16 protein-coding genes are annotated in these 21,285 nt (G+C 61.0%); all 16 read left to right on the plus strand.

Going from position 1 to position 21,285, the window contains the following annotated elements:
- Positions 1–49 precede the first annotated feature (49 nt).
- Positions 50–727 carry a polysaccharide deacetylase family protein gene (locus NSND_RS10955; RefSeq protein WP_159450752.1) on the plus strand — a complete coding sequence of 226 codons (678 nt, stop codon included), beginning with the start codon at positions 50–52 and terminating at the stop codon, positions 725–727.
- A complete protein-coding gene (locus NSND_RS10960) occupies positions 694–1,185 on the plus strand; it encodes a GNAT family N-acetyltransferase (RefSeq protein WP_080879042.1) in 492 nt (163 codons plus the stop codon). The genes NSND_RS10955 and NSND_RS10960 overlap by 34 nt, the downstream gene beginning before the upstream one ends.
- Before the next feature lie 65 nt (positions 1,186–1,250).
- Positions 1,251–1,649 carry a VOC family protein gene (locus NSND_RS10965; RefSeq protein ID WP_080879043.1) on the plus strand — a complete coding sequence of 133 codons (399 nt, stop codon included), beginning with the start codon at positions 1,251–1,253 and terminating at the stop codon, positions 1,647–1,649.
- 160 nt (positions 1,650–1,809) lie between these two features.
- Positions 1,810–2,679, plus strand: a complete 870-nt coding sequence (gene dapF / locus NSND_RS10970) for a diaminopimelate epimerase (RefSeq protein ID WP_080879044.1) — start codon at positions 1,810–1,812, stop codon at positions 2,677–2,679.
- Between the two features lie 79 nt (positions 2,680–2,758).
- On the plus strand, positions 2,759–4,567 hold the full coding sequence (gene uvrC, locus NSND_RS10975) for an excinuclease ABC subunit UvrC (protein ID WP_080879045.1): 1,809 nt from the start codon (positions 2,759–2,761) through the stop codon (positions 4,565–4,567).
- A 313-nt stretch (positions 4,568–4,880) separates the two neighbouring features.
- Complete coding sequence (locus NSND_RS10980) at positions 4,881–5,513, plus strand: hypothetical protein (RefSeq protein WP_080879046.1); 633 nt, start codon at positions 4,881–4,883, stop codon at positions 5,511–5,513.
- A 35-nt stretch (positions 5,514–5,548) separates the two neighbouring features.
- Positions 5,549–6,259 (plus strand): hypothetical protein, encoded by a 711-nt coding sequence (locus NSND_RS10985; protein WP_080879047.1) that lies wholly within the window; start codon positions 5,549–5,551, stop codon positions 6,257–6,259.
- Positions 6,260–6,269: 10 nt separating this feature from the next.
- Positions 6,270–6,791, plus strand: a complete 522-nt coding sequence (locus NSND_RS10990; protein ID WP_080879048.1) for a hypothetical protein — start codon at positions 6,270–6,272, stop codon at positions 6,789–6,791.
- Positions 6,792–6,796: 5 nt separating this feature from the next.
- Complete coding sequence (locus NSND_RS10995) at positions 6,797–7,582, plus strand: hypothetical protein (protein WP_143833516.1); 786 nt, start codon at positions 6,797–6,799, stop codon at positions 7,580–7,582.
- A gap of 18 nt (positions 7,583–7,600) precedes the next feature.
- Positions 7,601–8,581, plus strand: a complete 981-nt coding sequence (locus tag NSND_RS11000; RefSeq protein ID WP_080879050.1) for a hypothetical protein — start codon at positions 7,601–7,603, stop codon at positions 8,579–8,581.
- Between the two features lie 254 nt (positions 8,582–8,835).
- The gene (locus tag NSND_RS11005) at positions 8,836–9,633 is read left to right on the plus strand and encodes a LuxR C-terminal-related transcriptional regulator (protein WP_080879051.1); all 798 of its coding nucleotides are present in this window, start codon (positions 8,836–8,838) and stop codon (positions 9,631–9,633) included.
- A 220-nt stretch (positions 9,634–9,853) separates the two neighbouring features.
- The gene (locus NSND_RS11010) at positions 9,854–11,125 is read left to right on the plus strand and encodes a hypothetical protein (protein ID WP_080879052.1); all 1,272 of its coding nucleotides are present in this window, start codon (positions 9,854–9,856) and stop codon (positions 11,123–11,125) included.
- A 41-nt stretch (positions 11,126–11,166) separates the two neighbouring features.
- Positions 11,167–12,492, plus strand: coding sequence for a beta-ketoacyl-[acyl-carrier-protein] synthase family protein (locus NSND_RS11015; protein ID WP_080879053.1), 1,326 nt, complete (start codon positions 11,167–11,169; stop codon positions 12,490–12,492).
- Positions 12,493–12,737: 245 nt separating this feature from the next.
- Positions 12,738–13,394 (plus strand): LuxR C-terminal-related transcriptional regulator, encoded by a 657-nt coding sequence (locus NSND_RS11020; RefSeq protein WP_080879054.1) that lies wholly within the window; start codon positions 12,738–12,740, stop codon positions 13,392–13,394.
- Between the two features lie 104 nt (positions 13,395–13,498).
- Positions 13,499–18,331 carry a PAS domain S-box protein gene (locus tag NSND_RS11025; RefSeq protein WP_080879055.1) on the plus strand — a complete coding sequence of 1,611 codons (4,833 nt, stop codon included), beginning with the start codon at positions 13,499–13,501 and terminating at the stop codon, positions 18,329–18,331.
- 16 nt (positions 18,332–18,347) lie between these two features.
- Complete coding sequence (locus NSND_RS11030) at positions 18,348–21,209, plus strand: PAS domain S-box protein (RefSeq protein ID WP_080879056.1); 2,862 nt, start codon at positions 18,348–18,350, stop codon at positions 21,207–21,209.
- Positions 21,210–21,285 lie beyond the last annotated feature (76 nt).

A 21,285-nucleotide genomic window follows, 5' to 3' on the forward strand; every position in this document is an offset into this window, starting at 1 on the left:
GCCCATGCGTGGCAAGCAGTTCTGGATCAGACTGTCGGCGATCTGCGGAATGGCACTCGCCCTTCAGGCTATTCTCGCGGAGGCGCAGGTCATCAAGGCGGGGCCGGCTTCCTGCCCTGCCGTGGCTTTGACCTATGACCTTTGCCCCGTGCGCACGGCATCCGGATTCGACCGGGAGCTGATCGACTTCCTCATCGAGCATAAGGTGCCGGCGACGTTTTTCATGTCCGGCCGCTGGATGGCCAAGCACGATGCCGAGGTCAAGAAGCTGCTCGCCGTACCGTTTTTCGAAATCGGCACCCACGGCGAGGTGCATGCCCATTTGCCGATGCACGAGGTCGAGGAACAGCAACAGGAAATCATGGGACCGGTGCGCCTGCTCAAGACTAAATACGGTCGCCCGGCCACCCTATTCCGGCCGCCCTATGGAGAATATAACGACCAAACGGTTGACGCCGTGAAAACCCTCGGGCTCAAGTTCATCCTGTGGAATATCGAATCCGGCGATCCCGACCCGACGCTGACGACGGAGGCGATCATAACCCGCATTCAAAGACGCATGAAGCCTGGCAGTGTGATCGTCATGCATGCCAACGGCAAGGGCAAGCATACCCGCGAAGTGACCGAAACCCTGGCCGCCACCCTGTTGCCGGCCAAAGGCCTGACCCCGATGACCGTATCGGACCTCTTACGATGCAACCAATCGACGGCCACACCCGCACCATAATCCGCGACATGCGAGAGGAGGATCGTGATCCCGTGGTCGGGATTCTGACCGGCTCCGACCCCTGGAAACGGCTCGGCTTCACTGCCGCCGATTGGAACCGCATCTTTGCACCGCTGCCCGCGGGACGAGACACATTCGTGCTGGAGATCGAAGGGAATGTGTTGGGCATCGCCATCGTGCGCAGGAAATTCCTGTTCGGAGATTATCTGGAACTACTCGGGATCTCCCCGTCGGCCGTGGGGCAAGGCCTGGGCAGCCGGCTATTGACCCACGTCGAGTCCCTGACGTTTGCGCGAGCCGTTAACATGTTTGCCTGTGTGTCGGACTTTAACGAGGGCGCCCGGGCTTTCTACCGCAAGCAGGGCTACAAGGAAATCGGTCCCATGCCGAACTTTCTCATCCCCGGCTACGCCGAAATTCTGCTGCGCAAGACGACCGGGCCGGCACGAAAGAGCTAATGGCTGATAGCCTATCATTTCTTCTCTTGCCATCAGCTATACGCCAACTGCTATAAGCTCCTCGTATGAAAGTCACAAAACTCCTCCACACCCGCATGCGGGTCAGCGACATGGATCAAACGATCCGCTTCTATCAGCACGTATTGGGCCTGGAGGTACTGGAGCGCAAGGTCTCGCCGCGTGGGTCGCACCTCGCGTTCCTCAAAGTACCTAACAGCGAGGAACTCATCGAACTGTGCAGCTTTCCCGCCAGCGGACCGGTGACCGTGCAGGAAGACCTGGTGCACCTCGCCTTTCAGGTCGAGAACCTGGACGACACGATCCGGGCGCTGGAATCCAAACAGATCAGAATCACCGACGGCCCGACCAAAACCTCCTCCGGCAGCCGCTTCATCTTTATCGACGCGCCGGACGGCTACGAAGTGGAACTCATCGAGAGGCCGCCGGGCACGGCGCTGGTGTAAGACGCGTCGTTCGTGAAGCGTCGCTCGTCCGACACAGACAAGTGCACGCATCCCCCTTTCCTCACCCACGGGCTGACCCCATTGACGAATCCGAATCCGTCCACGTATTGTTTCTCGCTTCACGTTTCACAAGCGACAAACGACGAGAAGGAGCGCGCAGATGAAGAACGGGTTTTTCCGCGGACACGGACTCGGTAACGACTATGTGGTGATGGACCCCACGGAACTGACGTTTAAACTCACCCCCGGAAAAATCCGCGGCATTTGCGATCGCCATTGGGGACTGGGCAGCGACGGGATCCTGGCGCTGGTCCCCTCGAAGAAAGCAGACTTTGGCCTGCGCATCTACAATCCGGACGGCAGCGAGGCGGAAAAATCCGGTAATGGCCTGCGCATCTTCGCCCGCTACCTGCATGCCACCGGCAAAACAAAAAAGCGAGCCTTCACCGTCGAAACCAAGGGGGGCCTAGTCTCCATTGCCCTCCATCTCGACCGCCACGGCGATGCCGCTGCCGCTACGGTCGAAATGGGCCGGGCGACGTTTCAACCGAGCGCCCTCCCCTGCACACTCACGATCGATGAACTGATCCAGCAGCCCATCGAGGCGGCCGGGCGGTCGTTGCAATTCACCGGCGTCAGCGTCGGCAATCCCCACTGCGTAATTTTCAAACAACCTGGCGAAGCCTGGACGAGAGAGGACCTCCTCACGCTGGGGCCTGCGCTTGAAAACCATTCCCTCTTCCCGAAGCGGACCAACGTCCAACTTGCGGTGCCCACCGGCCCGAAAGACATCTTTATTCTGATCTGGGAACGCGGCGCCGGTGAAACGCAGGCCTCCGGATCGTCCTCCTGCGCCGCCGCCAGCGCCGCCGTCCGTCTTGGACTGGTGAAGGGACCGGTCACAGTGAAGATGCCCGGCGGCACGCTCAACATCGAAGTCGCCCAGGACTTCAGCCTCACGATGAAAGGCCCGGTCGCAGAGGTCGCCCGAGGCGCTCTGAGTCCGTCGTTTGTGCGCGGACTCAAATAACTTCTCGTCAACCGTCAATGGTCACTCGTGAGGAAATACAGGAACCCTTCCTGTTATCCTTACGCCTGATGGATGACCTATGACGACAGACGTGCTCCAATCCAAGCTCGATCACCTGCCCGGGCAACCGGGCTGCTACCTCTTTCGGAACGCGAAGCGGGAGATCCTCTACGTCGGAAAAGCCGCCGTGTTGGCGGACCGGGTCCGCTCCTATTTCCAGAGAGGCAGCGACCAGACACCAAAGACCGCTCTGCTCGTCAACGAGATTGCCGACCTCGAAACCATCGTCACCCGCTCCGAGCTGGAAGCCCTGATCCTCGAAAGCAATCTGATCAAGCGCCACCGGCCGCGCTTCAATATCGTCCTGCGTGACGACAAGCAGTACCCCTATCTGCGCCTGCCGATCAAAGAACACTTTCCACGCCTCTCCATCGTCCGGCGGGTGCAAAAAGACGGAGCGCTCTACTACGGTCCTTACACCCCGGCCGGGGCGCTCCGCGAAACACTGAAGGTGATCCGCAAAGCGTTTCCGTTGGCCACCTGCGAAATCGAGATCGACGGCCGGGCCGACCGGGCCTGCATCGAGTTCGAGATCAAACGCTGCATGGCTCCCTGCACCGGTAACCAGTCGCGGGACGAATACCATCAGATCGTCAAACAGGTTCGCCAGTTTCTCGAAGGGCGGGACCGGGAACTGCTGGACAGCCTGCGTGAAGACATGGAGCGGGCGGCGGAACGGGAAGCGTTCGAGGAGGCGGCCCGGCTGCGGGATCGACTCTTCAGCGTCGAACGTACGCTGGAAAAACAACGCATCACCCAGGTCAGCACAACCGACCAGGATGTAATCGGACTCGCCCGTCAGGGCACCGCGGCGGATCTCCAGCTCCTGTTCGTGCGCGGAGGCCTGTTGATCGGACGAAAGGATTTCTTCTGGCCCCAATCCACCGACTCGAGCGACGAGGAACTCGTGCGCTCGGCCATCGAGCAGTTCTACAACAAGGAAGGGCAGCCGCCCAAGGAACTGCTGGTGCCCACGACTCTCGACGAGGCCCCGCTGATCGAACAGTGGCTGAGCGAGAAACGCGGCGACAGCGTGCGCATCCTGGCCCCCGAGCGAGGCGCCAAGCATCAACTGGTTCTCCTCGCCGAAGAGAACGCGGGAGCCGCCATTGCCGATCATCTCCGCAACGAAGCCCTGGACCGGCAGGCGACGGCTGAACTCAAACGCCTGCTTCGCCTCGACACGGTCCCTCGCCGGATTGAAGGCTTCGACATTTCGAACATCTTGGGCAATCAATCGGTCGCCTCGCTGGTCGTCTGGGAAGACGGTCAGGCCAAGAAATCCGACTATCGCAAATTCAGGATTCAGACAGTGGAGGGAGCCAACGACTTTGCGAGCATGCAGGAAGCCGTGATGCGGCGGTACGGCGCGACCGAAGATCTCGCCCGCCCGGACCTGATTCTCATCGATGGCGGGTTAGGCCAGTTGAGCGCCGCGCTCGAAGGATTGAAACAGGTCGGGCAGGACCAGATTCCGATCATGGGCCTCGCCAAGGCCCGCGGGGAGAAAGAAGAACGGATTTTTCTCCCCGGCCGGAAAAACCCCATCGTCCTGCGGCCGACCTCCCCGGCTACCCACCTGGTCCAGCGCATTCGCGACGAAGCCCATCGCTTCGCCCTGACCTATCACCGGAATTTGCGCGGCAAGGCCTTGCTGTCATCCGAACTGGACCAGATCGCCGGCATCGGCACCATTCGCCGCAAGCGGCTTCTGAAGCAATTCGGCAGCCTCCAACGGGTCGCCGCCGCCACCGACGATGAACTCCGGTCCGCCGGCCTCGATGTCTCCACCGTCGCTGCCCTACGTAAAGCCCTCACCCCGTCCTAGCCCACATTATTCATGAGCGCTTCGGCTGCAATTTCCGATCCGCTGCGGCGACGCACCGTCATGAGTAATGCGAGCTAACGCAATACCGAGAGAGACTTCGCATAAACTGTATTGGGTTCGATACACCCGTATCTGAATAGGTACGCTCGATCCGCCGCACCGGCGATGCCTCACAGTGGAACAGGCACACTTTCTCTTCGAATATTGGGTTTTTGCGACTCGTTCGACAGCGGAGCAATTGCTGCTTGCCAGGTACGTAGTTTGCGTCTCTCTCCGGGCATCCGACTTAAGACGATAATGGGGAGGCATCCCGATGAGGATGTTGCGCATCGTTCACATACTGATCTTCGCCTCGCTCGCCGCCTGCACCACCCCGCCGGAGGTCAAGCAGGCGCTGGTGGCCAAGGATCAGGGCTATACCGAAAATGAACAGCTCATGCAGCAGTATCGGGAGCTGGTCGGCAATATCAACAGCCGCCATGTGCAGTGGTTCCGCTATGTCCAGACTCGTCTCAAGCTGGATCTGGCCTTGCAATGGGCCACGACCAATCCCCGGCTGACCGACATCCCGGACGCCACCCTCGCCGACGACGATGCCGAGGTGCTGGGTCCCGATGTCCTGGCTGTGATCAATGCCATGCGCCTCAAATCTCTCCCCGAACGCAAGGGCGCGAACGGGCAGCCTGTTTTTCTCGCCGGCTCCGGGGACATGAGTCATCTCATCCAGCAAATTCCCGAACTGATCTCGCGGATCGAGCAGCGCGTGGCCTCCGATTCCAAGGCCCCGCAGGCTCTCGATCTCACGGCGTTCGACCAGTACCGGAATAATGTCGAAGCGCTACGCCGGATCAACGGCATCATCAAACAGTACCTGGACATCGACGTCACTCTCAGCCGGAACGACACCCAGTCGCTTGCCGACGCGCTCCGCACGGTGCGCCGATGATCCGCCGCACAGCCGGCCGGAAGAAGGAGCCCTCCATGGTCACGCGAGGCGTGAGGCTGCTGTCCGTCGTCATACTGTTCCTTATGGCCACCGGTTGCCACTCGATCCACAGCCGTTCGGTGCGCGACCTCATTCAACTGGAAGGCACCAAGATCGACGCCGCGCAGACCAACATCGACCTCTTCCAGAAGGAAACCGAGGCCCGCATCAAGTTCCTCGAACAGGCGCGCAGTTCGCTGCACGAGAGCTTCAAATCACTCCAGATTCAGGAAACCAAACACCGGTTCGCCCTGGCCTCCTTCCGGAACCTGACCACGAAGAAGGGAGACTCCGCCTACGCGGCAGCCTACCTCACCAGCCTCATCTACATGGCCGATGCCCAGGGACTCGAGAAGGCGGTCTGGAATCAATTTGAGGAGGACTTTTGCGGCCTCCGCGATACGGCCAATGCCCTCAACGACTCATGGAAACGGACGGCGACGCTGCATGCCCAGGTGCATCGATTTGCCAAGCAAACGGCCTTCGCATCCGTCGATCCTGAGTTCGTCACGGCCGTCCTTGACCAGGCCCCCAACCGGTCCGGCCAGATCATGGAGATCCTGGATCACTCGCGAACCGTGAACGATGCCCTGGAAGAAGTCGTCGGCGCGCGAATTCTGCGCATCGGCGGACTGGATCGTGCTCAGCTGTTCACCGCCGACCTGGTGGAACTCCTCGATCGATTGAAGAAGGACGACGGACAGTAACGGAGGCTCTATGAACCGCAGTATCGAGGGGGTGGTCACTTTCCTCCAAGACAATGACAGTCTGATCAAGCAGCTGATGGAAACCGCCGAAAGCGCCACCAATGAAATCGAACAACTGGCCGATCGCGTGGGCAACGCCCGCGAGGAAGCGCAAGTGCTGGTCGATCAGTTGGGGGCGGTGGAGTTCAGTGTCGGCCGCCAGGACGATACGAAGGTCCGGCAAGCAGCCCTGCTGGAGGCCGTCGCCGCCCTGCGGAAGAAGTTTGAGACCTACAAGAACGACCCGCTGCGACGAGGCATCTATGCCGCGGAGATCTCCAATCTGTACCTGCAACTGGCCAACACCTTCAATAACGAGACAGTGGCCCAAATCGTCCCCTTCGGCGCCGACGAAATCAGCGGCTATAAAGACTTGATGAAGAAGGCCGTGCTGGATGCCGCGTCGCGAAAAAAACGCGCGGCCGTCATTAAAGCGGGCGTGCAGATTTCGCGTTTGGCACTTGGCGTGGCCGGCAAACTGGCATTGGTGTGAGAGGTATGGGAACTCGACCGGTCATGCGGACATCCGCCGCGTTGATGCTGCTCCTTCTCGCCACAGGCTGCAGTCTCGATGCCGCCTCACGCGGCCCCTTCGGTCCGGACGATCCGGAAACCGCCGTGCCAAAGAAGCCACTGCCCGCACAGCTCCCGACCAGACATGTCCTGGAATTCTCGTCCGATGAATCCCCCGAGCATATCAAGCCCAAGATGGCCGGGAGCGCACTCGATGCCGGTGTCTCCCGCTCACCCAATCGGGAGGCGGTACTCTCAGCTGCCGACATTGCGGGACTGCGAAAGGTCGCGGAAGCGGATCCTCGAGTCGCGGCCCTCCTCGGTGAACGATGGGGATTCATTGACGCGGACCGAGTACCACCGAGGGGGAAGGTGTCGTTCGGCTGCTGTCGGACAACAGCGCGATTCACCAGACTCACCTACTTCAGCTACAGCCATAACGTCGCCGCCCACGTGCACATGAAAGATTCGACCATTCTGGAAGCCTCGCGAGCGGAAGGGTATCTACCCCCCGAAGGCCCCCGGGACATCCAACGGGGCATCGAGCTGGCTCGCGCCGACCGCCGTCTCGCCGACAAGGTGCAAGGGATGCAAGGACACGGGCTGTTGATGCAGCCGGATCGCGGTTTCTTCAGAAACGACCCCGGGTATGGACATCGGGTGATTTGGATCACCTTCTCCCCTGGTCTGGGCGGCGACCCCAAATACTGGGCACAAGTCGATCTCACGGAAGACCGTGTGCTGGATGCAGGAAATGAACCGCCCCGTTAGGCGGTGAAAGGATACGGGATGAGACGCCTCGCGGTGAGTGCCTTGTTACTGCTCTGCACCCTCGCGCTGCCGCTACCCGGCTCGGCCGACACAGCATCGGAGCATGTCGAGTGGGGTGCGTGGAGTTTCGACTACGAAGTCCGGGACAATACCGGCTTGGCCCTTCGCAACGTCACCTACGGCGGAGAACAGGTGCTGGCCAAAGCCAGCATGCCGGTCCTGCGCGTGAAATACGTGAAGGAACGCATTTGGTGGAACCCCTTTACCTGGTTCGGCTCCCGCGCCGACAGCGGACGCTGCGGCCCCTTTCAAGATCGACTGCGCTGGCAGGATCTCGTCCCGATTGTGAACTGCGGCGACCAGAAGGTCTGCGTCGAAAGCTCGACGGTGAAAGGCATGAAGTGGCTGGAACTGGGCATCTATGCCCGAATCGGGGAGTATCACATTTACCAATCCTGGCATCTGTCCGAAGACGGTGAATTGCGGCCGGTCGTCCAGAGCCGGGGGTTGTCCTGCAATACCGATCACGTCCACCATCCCTATTGGCGCTTCGATTTCGACATCAACGGCAACGGAATGGATCAGGTATTTGTGCGCGACGATGGGGGCCCGGACAGCGGCTGGGGACCGGGATGGAAAAAGTATACCAACGAACGCAATGACGTGAAACATACGGCCACTCACCGGTCCTGGTTCATTCGCGACCAACTCACAGGACATGGGGTATGGGTGTTACCCGGAGACGGCTACGCGCCCCTGAAAGACGACGGAGAACGCGATTCCTTCGCCGACCTCGACGTGGCCATTCGCCGGGCCAATGCGGACGAAGATCTCTCATGGGTCTTCGGAGCCCGGGGCCAGCTCGGTTATGACGAGGACAACCAGGGCGTCCAGGAACAGGATGTGGTGTTCTGGTACGTAGCCCATCTGCCGCACATGGCCGCCCTCGGCCCCACGAAGTGGCTGACGCTCGGGCCGACCCTGAAGATTCACCGCTAGTCCGACGACCCTGCGGGCCTCCCGCCGGCGCCATGTCAATTTTCAAGACCCTCCTCTTCCCCGTTGCGGTTCAAACCTTAAGCACTCTATACTAGGTGCAGGTTGCCCTAGATACCGGGATCAAGCGGACAGTACAATCAGCCTGTTTCATCAGGGCACAGCTGTCTCACTATGAACCACGTCCGCGCTTCTGAATCTTCATGGCCTCGGGTGCTCCCACTCGCACCCGGCCCCGCTGATCGGGAAGAATCGGCATGAGTCAGCCAGCATTTTCCGCCAAGGAATTTCAACGGCTCGGCGAAATCATGCATGATGCACGCTCCGTCGATCGCAGCGACAGAGTGTGGCAACTCGTCTCGGCCGTGCAGAAAGTGATTCCCTACGAATTCTCCGGATGCGGCGCCGTCGATCTCCTGCGCGGGATCGATCCTTCACTGGGGCATTCCACCTACCCGCGGGAATTCTGTCATCTGTATATGGGCCAAGGATTAGCCGTCGATCCAGCCGTCAACCGCCTCATCACCTCGGGTCAAACCGTGACCTCCAGCGCCGATGAACCGACCGCCAACGAGCCCAAGGAGATTACCTCGCTGAAACTCGACTTCGGCATCAAGACCTGCCTGTCGGCCGGAGTGCGTGGAGCGAATGGGTCTTGTTCGTACTTCGCCTTCAGTAATTTCGATGAGAAACAAGCCGACAAACTCCGGCTCCTGCTCGACATTCTGACCCCGCATTTTCATCTGAGTTATATGCGATGCCACTCCGCGTGGAACCCGGAGCGATCTGCCCCGTCGTCGGCCCTACTGAGCAAACGGGAAGAAGAAATTCTCCGATGGGTGGCGGCAGGCAAGACCAATTGGGAAATCTCCGTCATTCTGAAAGTCAGTTTGAACACCGTCAAATTTCATCTCAAGAACGTCTTTCAGAAAATCGGGGTCGAAAATCGATGGAGCGCCATTGCCTATTGGCAAACCGGCGAACAACATCGCATCGTTCCATCCGCACCGCCCAGTGACGACCGTCCGCCCTCCGGGGCCAACACACCCGACTAAATCGCTCGATGCATGCCGACTCGCGCTCCGCCCGTCCGTCACCGGTTGACCGACGCCGGGTAGGGCGATCGCCTACCCCGATGGGTAGGTGACGCCAGATCACGCCTCTCGTACAGTCGTCCCACACAACGTCATGCCGCGCGTGACGTACCAGCACCACCCTCATTCACACACCCGGCCGGGGCCATCCTGCCCTAGGATGCCGGGAAGGAGAGGCCCTATGAAGCAGCTTGCCGCACAACCTGCAGCAATGGACGCCACATGTACTCTGCTCGACCTCCTGCAACAACGCAAGACGCGCCGTTTCGGCCGCGGCATGACCCTGCCCGGCGGCCCGCTTCAATACACGAGTCAGCATGAACCGATCCCGCTGAGCCGGGAAGAAGAACGATATCTGATCTATGCGGCCATCGGCCGATCCGGGCGCAACCTGGGCGACATGCAGTTTGTCGGCCGCCCGGGCGCGAGTGCCGGCCAGGGTCACGCGCTGATGAACTTCAACAGCCGCACGGTTCCCAGCCCCTGCTCCGCGCAGAGCACGCAACTCTTTTACACCAACGATGACGGTGTGTTTTTTGTCGCCGACGCGGCCGGTCCCGACCATCCCTGGGATCTGGAGGTGGTGCAACTCCAATCGTCCCGGCTGGAGATCCCGCGCGAAGCCCCGTTCATGCTGCCGTTCAATCAGTGGTATACAAATCGGCCCGGCACCACCTTGTTCATGCCTGTCACCAACATCGCGCTGCTGTACCTGAATCTCTTGCTGACGATGTTCAGCGAAGACACGGGATACTTCATCGTCGATACGGACAACGGCAACGCCGCCTGCGGCCTCGATGCCTTCCGCAAGAGCGCGGGTGGACATCTGCACGACAATCTCGCCTCGCGCAAAATGTTCAGCCTACGCGAGCTCGACGCCGGCATTTGCGAAACCGCCGTTCAAGAGCAAGGGATCATCTGCGAACATCTCTCGCTGATGCAGCAGGCCCTGGGACTGGGCGGCGGCATCCAGAGCGTGGGGAGCGGCCGCCACCTCCTCGGTATGGAACCGCACATCTACCCCGGCCTCGGGTTCCACTTCGTCGTCCCGCCGGGCAAGCCCCTGCGCGGCAATCCGGTCGGCATTCCGCAGGTGTGGGAAGGCCCCACCCCGCCGTTCGTGCCGTCGATGAAGGATGCCGTGACCAGCCTGGTCGCCAGCAAGTTCGGGCCGAACGGCACCTACGGAAAGCCCAGCGAGCAGCCTTGGACCAATCCCAAAGCCGCGCAGCAGGTGCCGCAGCATTCCGAGCGCGCCATCGACGCGACCATCGCGTTTGCCGACTACGTGCTCGGCACCTACGGACGGTTCCCGGCGCACGCCGATGCCTGCAAGTCCATCGTGGCCTGTCAAACCCATCACCTGGACGAAGAGTTCTATGCGACGTTTTATCCCGATTCCACGTTACCGGACGCGCATCGCGAGCACATGCATGTGTGGCACAGCCACTGACGACACACATTTTCACGCTCCCCGGAGCACAGGAGGGCACCATGACACCACAGACCTCTCGTCGAGTCGTCATTACCGGAATGGGAGTGATTTCCCCGTTGGGTTGTACCGTCGATCTGTTCTGGCATCTATTGAGCAAGGGTGAGAGCGCCGTCAAACCGGTCAGCTCATTCGATACCTCACCGTTCCAAGCCTGCCTCGCGGCGGAGGTGCGGGACTTCGACCCCGAAGATTTCCTGCATCGCAAGCAGGCGCGTCGTATGGGGCGCGCCACCCAGTTCGCCGTCGCCTCCGCCATGATGGCAGCCCGCGATTCCGGCGTCGAGCTGGAACAGGAAGATCGCGGGTCCATCGGCATCAGCATCGGCACCTCCATCGGCGGCATGAAGGAAGCGTTCGAGTTCCACGATGCGGCCAAACTCAACGCCTATGAGCGCGTCAATCCATTCACCATGGGGATGACCTTCCCGAATGCGATTTCGTCGGAAGTGGCCATCGTGCTCGGGCTGCACGGCCCCTGCGAGACGTACTCGATCGGCTGCTCCTCGACGGCCAATGCCATCGGCCGCGCCTACGAATGGATCAAGTCGGGCCAATCGTCGCTCGTCGTGGCCGGCGGGACCGAAGCGCCGCTCCACCCGAGCGTCTACGCCGCCATGAACGCCGGGCGCGCGCTGGCGCCGGACGAACGCGGGGCCATTCGCAACCTTCCCCGTCCTTTCGACAAAACCCGATGCGGCATGGTGTTGGGCGAAGGCGCCGGCTGCCTCATCTTGGAAGACTATGAGCACGCGCGCGCCCGCGGCGCCAAGATGTATGCCGAGCTGGAAGGATGGGGCTTTACCTGTGATGCCCATTCCATGGTGAAGGCGGACCACACGGGACACGAGCAGCAACGGGCGGCCAGGCTGGCCCTCTCGACGGCCCATTGGTTCCCGGAGGAAGTGGACTACGTGAACGCCTGCGGGCTCGGCACCATGGAGTTAGATGCGCTCGAAACGAACACGGTCAAACAGGTCCTGGGGGACCACGCGTATCGGGTTCCCGTCAGTTCGTTCAAAGCGGCACTCGGCCACGCCTTCGCCGCCAGCGGCGCCTTCCAAGTTATCGGCACCGCGAAGGCCATGGAGCACCAGTTCATCCCACCCACGCTGAACCTGACGACGCCGGATCCGACATGCGATCTGGACTATGTCTCGGGGCAGGGGCGGGCGGCGCATCTCGATCGTGCCTTGATCAACAGCTTTGGATTCGGCGGCAAGAATATCGTGCTCGCGCTGTCGCGCGTGAATGCCGGCATCGCCACCACCAACCCGATGGCTGCGTCGCCGGGCTACAGCATGACCCATCTGGTGGGAGTCTCGTAGGCCCGCACCATGAGCAACCTGAGCCAGAAGACATCGCGCATCGAATGCGCGGCCGTGTGCGCGGGTCGGCCTCTGACAGGCCGGCCCGCCGCAGGGCCGTTCGATCGCGGCTTCTCTCCGGTTAGAGCAGGATGGACGCCGATCATCATCCGACGGGCCCCCCTTATCGAAGGGCACCCGCCGCCTCGGCACAGACAGAGAAACGGTTCACCAGTCATCCATCCACATCTAGTTGAGAGTCGAACATGAACGAATTACAGAACACTCCGGCGCGCGTGTTCATCATCAATCCTCAGGAATTGGTCAGAGTCGGCATGCGAACGCTGCTGAATTCCGTACCGGACTTTATGGTGGTCGGTGAGGCCTCGTCGAAGGAAGAGGCGCTCCCCTTGGTGCTCCACCACAAACCCGACATCGTCGTGCTCGATCTGCGCGTGCAGGACGGCACGGGTATCGAAACGGCCAAAGACATCCTCGCGCATCTTCCGGAAACGCGCGTGCTCTTTCTGGCCGATGCGCTCAACGATTCCACCCTGCTCTCCGCCGTCGCGACAGGCGCCCACGGGTATGTCCTCCAGGAGGCCGGGGCGGATACCCTGCTGCACGCCATGCGCAGCCTGACCAAGGGTCAATCCTACCTGGACCCGGGGGTCACCCGTCACACGTTTGCCTACCTCCGCAAAGTTGCCGATCGGGAGCCCGAACGGGGCCGTCATCTGCTGTCGCCGCAAGAGCGACGCCTCCTCCCCCTTATTGCACAAGGAAAAACGAACAAGGAAATCGCCGCCGAGCTCGGGCTGAGCGATAAAACAGTCAAAAACTACCTGGCCAACGTGTATTCGAAACTTCACCTGAGCAGGAGGTCTCAAGCCGCCGCCTTTTACTTAAAAACCATTCCCTGACGCCGGATCGCCTGACGCACGATGGTGCGGTGCTCAAGTTCCTCCTCCCGCCGACCGACAGAGTATCGACGCCTACGCTCTGCCTTTGCGGAATCGCCTGTAGCATGCACCATCTGCGATCGTTCCAACTCCGAGACATGACCGCCTGCGGCGCGGCGTTGCGCCGGCTCGGCACAGATGCCACCAGCCTTGAGCAGGTCGCCGACCGCCTCGTTCGTCACCTCTACGGATCCTTGACCATGGGCCATCTCCGGGAGCCGGCCTGCAGCTTGGTCCGCCTCTTCAAGACGACACCCTATAGCCGGCTGACACCGGACCTTCGTGCACTGGCTGACGCCCGGCTCGGAGACACGCCCCCGCCCCCCTCTCTGACCTGCCTCACCCTGCTGGCCAGCGCTGGAGCGGTCCCCGGGTGGAATGACCCGGCGCGTTCGAGCCGCTTCCGCGTGATCCCGCTCGACACCCTGGAGGCCGTCGAACGGTTGCCCATGTTCAGCCAACTCTTCCGGCAGCTGGGAGTCTCGCTCCCCTCGTTGACACAGCCGGGCCCGAGCGTGTTGCTCGACCGGCATGAACAATCGTTCAACGTCTTTCACATCCCCGAAGCCGAAGGAAGCCCCTACGTCCCGGGACAGGAAGAGTTCGTGCTCAAGTACGGGATCCGGTCGGTCCTGGGATTCGGCGCGCCGCTGCCGGACGGTGAACTGTTTTCCATCATTCTCTTCAGCAAGGACTTTATCCCTGAAAGCACGGCAACCCTCTTCAAACCCCTCGCGCTGTGCGCGCAGATTGCACTTGCGCCCTATGCGACTACGACGGCGGCCTTTCACCCGCACCACACTTCCATGCCGGAGCAGGCCGACGGCGACCCAACGCCCGTCCACGACGCGCATCTGCAGGCCAGGATCGCCGACCTCGAACGCCTTCTCGCTGTGCATGAACAGACTGTGGACGAGCAGGCCGACCGGATGGAGCTGATCGTGCAAGGTTCCCAAATGGGCACCTGGGACTGGGAAATCCCCACGGGGCGAGTGACCTTTAACGAACGATGGGCGAATATGCTCGGCTACCGTCTCGACGAGCTCGAACCCCATGTCCGGACCTGGGAACAATTGGTGCACCCGGATGACCTTCACCAGGTGATGGCGACGGTTTCTTCGCATCTTCGTGGGGAAACGCCCACCTATTCCAGCGAGCATCGCCTGCGAACCAAGTCCGGCGCCTGGTGCTGGGTCTTCGACAGCGGACGCGTGGTCAAGCGGGACGCCAAAGGTGCCCCCTTGCGGGCCGCCGGCATCCATCTCGACATTTCCGACCGTAAGGCACTCGAAGCGGCGCAGGCACGCGCGCAATGCGACTTGCAGGCCAAACAACAGGCGCTGGATGAGGCCCAGACGCTGGCCCATCTCGGTTCGTGGCACTGGAATATTGCGACCGGTCAGGAAGCATGGTCCGAAGAGCAGTGTCGGATCTTCGGCCATACTCCAGACCAGAGCCTCCCGACCTATGCGACCTTCCTCTCCGCGCTGCATCCGGACGACGTCGAGCGCGTACAGCAAGCGGTCGATGCGGCGCTGAAATACGACTCGCCCTACAACGTCGATTGCCGGATTCGCCGCCCCGACGGCGAAGTCCGACACGTCAATTGCCGCGGAGTCGTCCAGCGCGACCCCGACGGACGACCGGTGAGTATGGCCGGAACCGTGCTGGACATCACCGACTACACACGCGCCGAATTTGCCTGGCGAGACAGCGAAACCAGAATGCGTTCGATCTTCGAGAGCGCGATCGAAGGCATTGTGGTCATCGACAAACGCGGCCGGATCGAAAGCGCCAACACCGCCCTACTGAATTTACTGGGGTACCAGGCGCACGAACTGGTCGGGCAGAACATTTCCCTCCTCATGCCCTCTCCCTATCGTGAACACCACGATGAGTACCTGGCGAACTACCTGGTCACCGGGAAACGCACCATCATCGGCAGCGGCCGCGAGGTTCCGGCGGTGCGCAAGGACGGGACGCGGATCGACGTGCATGTGTCGGTCAGCGAGATGCAGATCGGAACGGAGAAAAAGTATACGGGCATGCTTCGCGACATTTCCGAGCGGAAGCGCATGGAAGAGACCCTCCGGGAGAGTGAAGAGCGATTCCGGCAATTGGCTGAGCATATCGATGCCGTCTTCTGGCTCACCTCGCCGGATAAGAGCGAGGTCCTCTATGTCAGCCCGGCCTTCGAGGCTATCTGGGAACTCCCCAGAGATCTCCTCTATGTGAATCCGTCATTCTGGCTCGATCACATCCATCCGGAGGACCGGAAACGCGTTGCCACCGCAGCTGCCTGTCAGGAACACCTCCCCTATGACGAGGAATATCGGATCGTCACACCGAGCGGACAGGTCCGTTGGATCCGGGATCGAAGCTTCGCGATCAAGAACGCCCAGGGAGAGACCTATCGCATTGCGGGCATCGCGGTCGATATCACCGCAGCCAAACAGATGGAGGCACAGATTCGTGCCAGTGAGCTACGGCATCGCGCGCTCGTGGAATTATCACCCCACGCTATCTTCGTGAATTGTGAAGACAGAATCGTGTTTGCCAATCAGGCCTGCGCGAAGTTATTGGGCGCGATCGCCCCGTCGCAGTTATTCGGGAAGACCGTCCTCGAGTTCATCCATCCCGAATCGCACCCCACGGTACGGGAGAGATTCGCGAAAATACGCGACACGAATCGACCGCTCCCGCCCACCGAGGAGCGGTTTGTCGGTCTCGCCGGCTCCATCGTCGATGTGGAAGTGGCGGCGGCCCCGATTATGTTCGAGGGGAAACCGGCCATCCAGGTCATTGCCACCGACATCCAGACTCGCAAAGACCTGGAACGGGCCCTGCTCGCGACCAATTTGCAACTGCAAACCATCCTTTCCAGCGCAACCAATGTGTCCATCGTCGCCACCAATACCGAGGGGACGATCACGACCTTCAACACCGGCGCAGAAGAGTTGCTGGGTTATTCCGCCGGCGAGATGATCGGGCAACAGTCGCTCACCTTGCTGCACGTGCCCGAGGAAATCGACCGCCATGCCAGGGAACTCAGCGACTTGTATGAGCGCCCGATTCATGGTGTTGCCGCCTTGATCGAAAATGCCAAACGAGGCGGGTTCGATGAACGGGAATGGACGTACCAGCGAAAAGACGGCAGCCGGCTGACTGTCCTCTTGACTATCACCGCACTCCGGGACAGTGACGGAGTCGTGACCGGATTCCTGGCGATTGGAAAAGACATCACCAGCCGAAAAGCCGCAGAACATGCCCTTGCGCAAGCGCGGGATGAAGCCCTTCGAGCCGCCCAGGCCAAGGCGGACTTCCTCGCCACCATGAGTCATGAAATCCGCACCCCGATGAATGCCATCATCGGCATGACGGGTCTTTTGCTCGATACCGCCCTCACCAAAGAACAACTTGAGTTTGCCGACTCGGTCCGCCGTTCGAGCGACAGCTTGCTGACTCTCCTCAACGACATTCTCGATTTCTCCAAAATTGAGGCGGGAAAACTTCATTTCGAGGAACTCCCGTTCGACCTCCGGATGACGGTGGAGGATACGGTAGAGCTGCTCGCGGAACAGGCGCAGAGCAAAGGCCTGGAGTTGATCGGGTTAGTCGATGCCGCCGTGCCGACCGCCGTCGTAGGCGATCCCGGCCGTCTCCGGCAAATCCTGGTGAATCTGGTCGGCAATGCCATCAAGTTTACCTCCGCAGGCGAAGTGTTCCTCCACGTGACGCGTGAGACTCAAGACGGCGTGGGCCTTTTGCGCTTCACCATCAAAGATACCGGGATTGGTATTCCAGAAGCGGCGCAGGGACGACTGTTTAACGCCTTCGTACAAGCCGACAGCTCCACCACCAGACGATTCGGTGGCACCGGACTGGGGCTCGCTATTTGCCAACGCCTCGTCAGCCAGATGCATGGCCGGATCGGGGTTGAAAGCCATCCCGGACAGGGCAGCACGTTCTGGTTCACCGTGCAATTTCCGGAGACGACACTCGCCGCTTCCCCGTCGCCCTTTTCCTGGAGCCGGCTGCATGGCCGGCGTATTCTCCTGGTGGACCATTGCGACACGGTCCGGCAAGCCATGCGCCAGGAGCTCACCTCGCATGGAATGACTTGCACGGTGGCACAGAGCGGCCCGGAGGCCGTGGAGTTAGCCCGCACGGCGGCCGCCGCTCAGAATCCCTTCGACCTGGCCCTCATCGAATTGCATCTCTCCGACATGGACGGATTCGAAACGGCCGCCTTGCTGAAACAAGACCCCGCCACCGCCGGCGTACACCTGGTCATCCTCACCACGGTCGGCCGGCGGGGAGACGGCCAGACTGCGCGATCCATCGGCATCGATGCCTATCTCACGAAACCGCTCCGTCAGACACAATTGCTCGAATGCCTGTGTCTCTTGCTGGCCCCCGACTCCACAGCCGGGACGCCGCCGAACGCCGAATCGCCTCCGCTGATCACACGACACACCCTGAGCGAATCCCAGGCAGGACCGAAGCCTCGCCTGCTGCTGGCGGAAGATAATCCCGTGAACCAGAAGGTGGCCTGCAAGATGCTGGAGAAGCTCGGCTATCGGGTCGATGTCGCGGGAAACGGCCAGGAAGCCGTGGCCGCCCATGAGCGTGCCCGTTATCCGCTGATTTTTATGGATTGCCAGATGCCGGACGTGGACGGGTTCGAAGCAACCGCACTGATCCGCAAAATGGAAGGCCGGTCGGCCCATACCCCGATCGTCGCTATGACGGCTAACGCCATGCAAGGCGACCGCGAACGCTGCCTGGAAGCCGGGATGGACGACTACATCGCCAAACCGGTCCGCCCGAAAGATCTCCAGGCAGTACTCGACACCTGGCTCGGGAAGCACAACACCGCGACCGGCACCACCGGGTAGGGAAGGAGTCTGCTGTATGGCCGTCCATCACCTCCCCATCAGACGGAGGCAGGACAATGCCCTCGATCCCAGCATCCTCAACGTCCTGCCGGCCAATATCGCCGTGCTCGACGCGAAGGGGACAATTCTAGCGGTCAATGAGTCCTGGGAACGGTTCGCAGCCGCGAACGGCTTTACCGGCGAGGGCTACGGTGTCGGCCTCAACTATCTCCACATCTGCGATGCGGCGGGACCTCAGCCCGACGCCCAGCACGTGGCCCAAGGAATCCGGCACATCCTGGACGGCACCATCCGTGCGTTCGACTATGAATACGAGAGCTCAAGTCCCACACTCCGACGCTGGTTCCGGGTCATCGTCACCCCGAAGCAGGGCAGCCCGAGCTACGGCGCTGTGGTCATGCACATCAACGTGTCGGACCTCAAACAGGCGGAAGCCGCCATGCATCAGAGCGAGGCCCGGTTGCGCGCGATCGTCGACACGGCGGTGGACGGCATCGTCGTCATCAACGAACGAGGCATCATCGAATCGCTCAATCCCGCTGTCACTCGCATGTTCGGGTACACCCCGGACCAGCTGCTGGGGCAGAACGTGAAACTCCTCATGCCCGACCCCTACCACACGGAACACGACCGGTACCTGACCAATTATTTGCAGTCGGGCCAGAAAAAGGTCATCGGCATCGGCCGTGAAGTGCTGGGACTTCGACATGACGGCGTGTCATTTCCCATTGAGTTGGCCGTGAGTGAGATGCTCGTCGACGGCGTCAGAAAGTTTACCGGTATCGTACGCGACATCTCCTCGCGCAAACAGGCCGAGGCCCAGTTCCGTCAAGTGGTGGAATCCGCGCCGAACGGCATGTTGATGATCGATCCCCTCGGCAACATCACGCTCGTCAACAAACAGGTCGAAACCATGTTCGGCTACAGCCGAGAGGAGATGCTCGGCAAGCCGGTCGAAATGCTGATTCCGGAACGGTTTTGTCCCGACCATCCGGCGCATCGCATCGGATACTTCTCCGCCCCGTCGTCCCGCGCCATGGGAGCCGGCCGGGAACTCTTCGGCCTGCATAAGAACGGGCAGGAGTTTCCCGTCGAGCTCGGACTCAACCCGATCGATACGCCGAACGGAAAACTGGCGCTGGCATCCATCGTCGACATCACCATGCGAAAACGCACAGAAAGCGCGCTGTCGAAAGCGGCCCAGGACCTCGAACGGAAGAACTGGGAGATCTCGGAAGCCCGCGACCAAGCCGTGCGGGCCGGCCAGGCGAAGACCGACTTCCTGGCGACCATGAGCCACGAAATCCGTACCCCGATGAACGGGGTGATCGGCATGACGACCCTCTTGCTCGACACCGAGCTGACCGCTGAGCAGAAGGGCTATCTGGAAACGCTGAAACATTCCGGCGAATCGCTCCTCCGCATCATCAACGATATTCTGGACTATTCCAAAATCGAGGCCGGCAAATTCACCATTGAACACATCCCCTTCGACCTGCGGCTGACCATCGAAGACACCCTGGACATCCTGGCACCGACCGCCCAGGGACGCCAGTTGGAACTGGTCGGGCTCATCGATGCGCAGACCCCGCGAACCGTGATCGGCGATCCCGGACGGATCAGACAAATTCTGACCAATCTGGTCGGCAATGCCATCAAGTTCACCGAGAAGGGCGAAGTGCTGATTCAGGTGATGCAAACGGATGAGAGTTCAGGCTCCGTCACCCTGCGGTTCGAGGTCATCGATACCGGGATCGGCCTGACGCAGGAAGCCCAAGCCAAGATGTTTCAAGCTTTTTCTCAAGCCGACAGCTCGACCGCTCGTAAATACGGCGGCACGGGGCTCGGCCTTTCGATCTGCAAACGCTTGGTAGAACTGATGGACGGGGAAATCGGGCTGCAGTCGATGCCGGGCCTGGGAACCCGCATTTCGTTCACGGTCAAGTTTTCTACCCCGGAAGAAGGCACCGCCCCCATCACGCCTCCGCTGCCTGTGAAGAATCTCAGCGGCCTTCGCGTCTGCCTCGTCGACGATAATGCCACGAATCGGAGTCTGCTCCAGTACCATGTCTCAGCCTGGAACATGCACCATGAGAGTGCCGTCGATGGTCCGTCAGCACTCAACCTCTTACGGCAGGCAGCGCAGGAAGGCACCCCCTTCGACATCGCCATCGTCGATGTCCACATGCCGGAGATGAGCGGACTGGAACTCTGCCGGCTCATCAAGGAAGATCCTGCCATCGCGAAAACCCACGTCATTCTGCTCACGGCCTCGGGCCAGCGCGGGGACAGCATGCTCGCGAAAGAAGCGGGCGCCGCCGCGTACCTGACCAAACCGATTCGTGAGCGCCATCTGGCCGATTGTATGCGCCTGACGCTTGGCCGGGAAGGCCGTGAGGAGGAGAAGGCGCAATTGATCACGCGGCACACCCTGACCGAGGTCAAGGCCCATACGGTCCAGCGTGTGCTGGTCGTGGATGACAACCCCATCAACCAACGCGTGGCCGTGAAGATGCTGGAGAAGCTGGGCTGTCGCGTGGACCTCGCGGGAACCGGAATGGAGGCATTAGCCGCCATCTGCCGGCACCCGTACCCGTTGGTGTTCATGGACTGCCAGATGCCGGAACTCGACGGATTCGAAACCACCAGGCTCATTCGTTCGCAGGAACAGCCGGGTACCCGTCTTCCCATCATTGCCATGACCGCCAATGCCATGGCCGGCGACCGCGAAGCCTGCCTGAAGGCCGGTATGGACGACTTCATCAGCAAACCGATCATCGCCGCCGACCTCCAGGCGAAGGTTGCGCACTGGCTGCCCGATGTCAGACCCGAAGACCTCAAACCCTCTGTCGCGAACGACGCGCCTGCGGGGGGCTAGTCGGCCAGGGCATCACGCCTCGCGACCTCACGATTGACAGAACTCCACGCGCCGACTAGGATACGCCCTGAACAAG

Origin of the sequence: Nitrospira sp. ND1, from assembly GCF_900170025.1 — a bacterium.
In the GTDB taxonomy this organism is placed as follows: Bacteria; Nitrospirota; Nitrospiria; order Nitrospirales; family Nitrospiraceae; genus Nitrospira_A.

Coding starts and splice junctions, on each gene's coding strand:
- NSND_RS10955 (WP_159450752.1), top strand. CDS start 50: ATGGCACTCGCCCTTCAGGCTATTCTCGCGGAGGCGCAGGTCATCAAG.
- NSND_RS10960 (WP_080879042.1), top strand. CDS start 694: ATGCAACCAATCGACGGCCACACCCGCACCATAATCCGCGACATGCGA.
- NSND_RS10965 (WP_080879043.1), top strand. CDS start 1,251: ATGAAAGTCACAAAACTCCTCCACACCCGCATGCGGGTCAGCGACATG.
- dapF (WP_080879044.1), top strand. CDS start 1,810: ATGAAGAACGGGTTTTTCCGCGGACACGGACTCGGTAACGACTATGTG.
- uvrC (WP_080879045.1), top strand. CDS start 2,759: ATGACGACAGACGTGCTCCAATCCAAGCTCGATCACCTGCCCGGGCAA.
- NSND_RS10980 (WP_080879046.1), top strand. CDS start 4,881: ATGAGGATGTTGCGCATCGTTCACATACTGATCTTCGCCTCGCTCGCC.
- NSND_RS10985 (WP_080879047.1), top strand. CDS start 5,549: ATGGTCACGCGAGGCGTGAGGCTGCTGTCCGTCGTCATACTGTTCCTT.
- NSND_RS10990 (WP_080879048.1), top strand. CDS start 6,270: ATGAACCGCAGTATCGAGGGGGTGGTCACTTTCCTCCAAGACAATGAC.
- NSND_RS10995 (WP_143833516.1), top strand. CDS start 6,797: ATGGGAACTCGACCGGTCATGCGGACATCCGCCGCGTTGATGCTGCTC.
- NSND_RS11000 (WP_080879050.1), top strand. CDS start 7,601: ATGAGACGCCTCGCGGTGAGTGCCTTGTTACTGCTCTGCACCCTCGCG.
- NSND_RS11005 (WP_080879051.1), top strand. CDS start 8,836: ATGAGTCAGCCAGCATTTTCCGCCAAGGAATTTCAACGGCTCGGCGAA.
- NSND_RS11010 (WP_080879052.1), top strand. CDS start 9,854: ATGAAGCAGCTTGCCGCACAACCTGCAGCAATGGACGCCACATGTACT.
- NSND_RS11015 (WP_080879053.1), top strand. CDS start 11,167: ATGACACCACAGACCTCTCGTCGAGTCGTCATTACCGGAATGGGAGTG.
- NSND_RS11020 (WP_080879054.1), top strand. CDS start 12,738: ATGAACGAATTACAGAACACTCCGGCGCGCGTGTTCATCATCAATCCT.
- NSND_RS11025 (WP_080879055.1), top strand. CDS start 13,499: ATGCACCATCTGCGATCGTTCCAACTCCGAGACATGACCGCCTGCGGC.
- NSND_RS11030 (WP_080879056.1), top strand. CDS start 18,348: ATGGCCGTCCATCACCTCCCCATCAGACGGAGGCAGGACAATGCCCTC.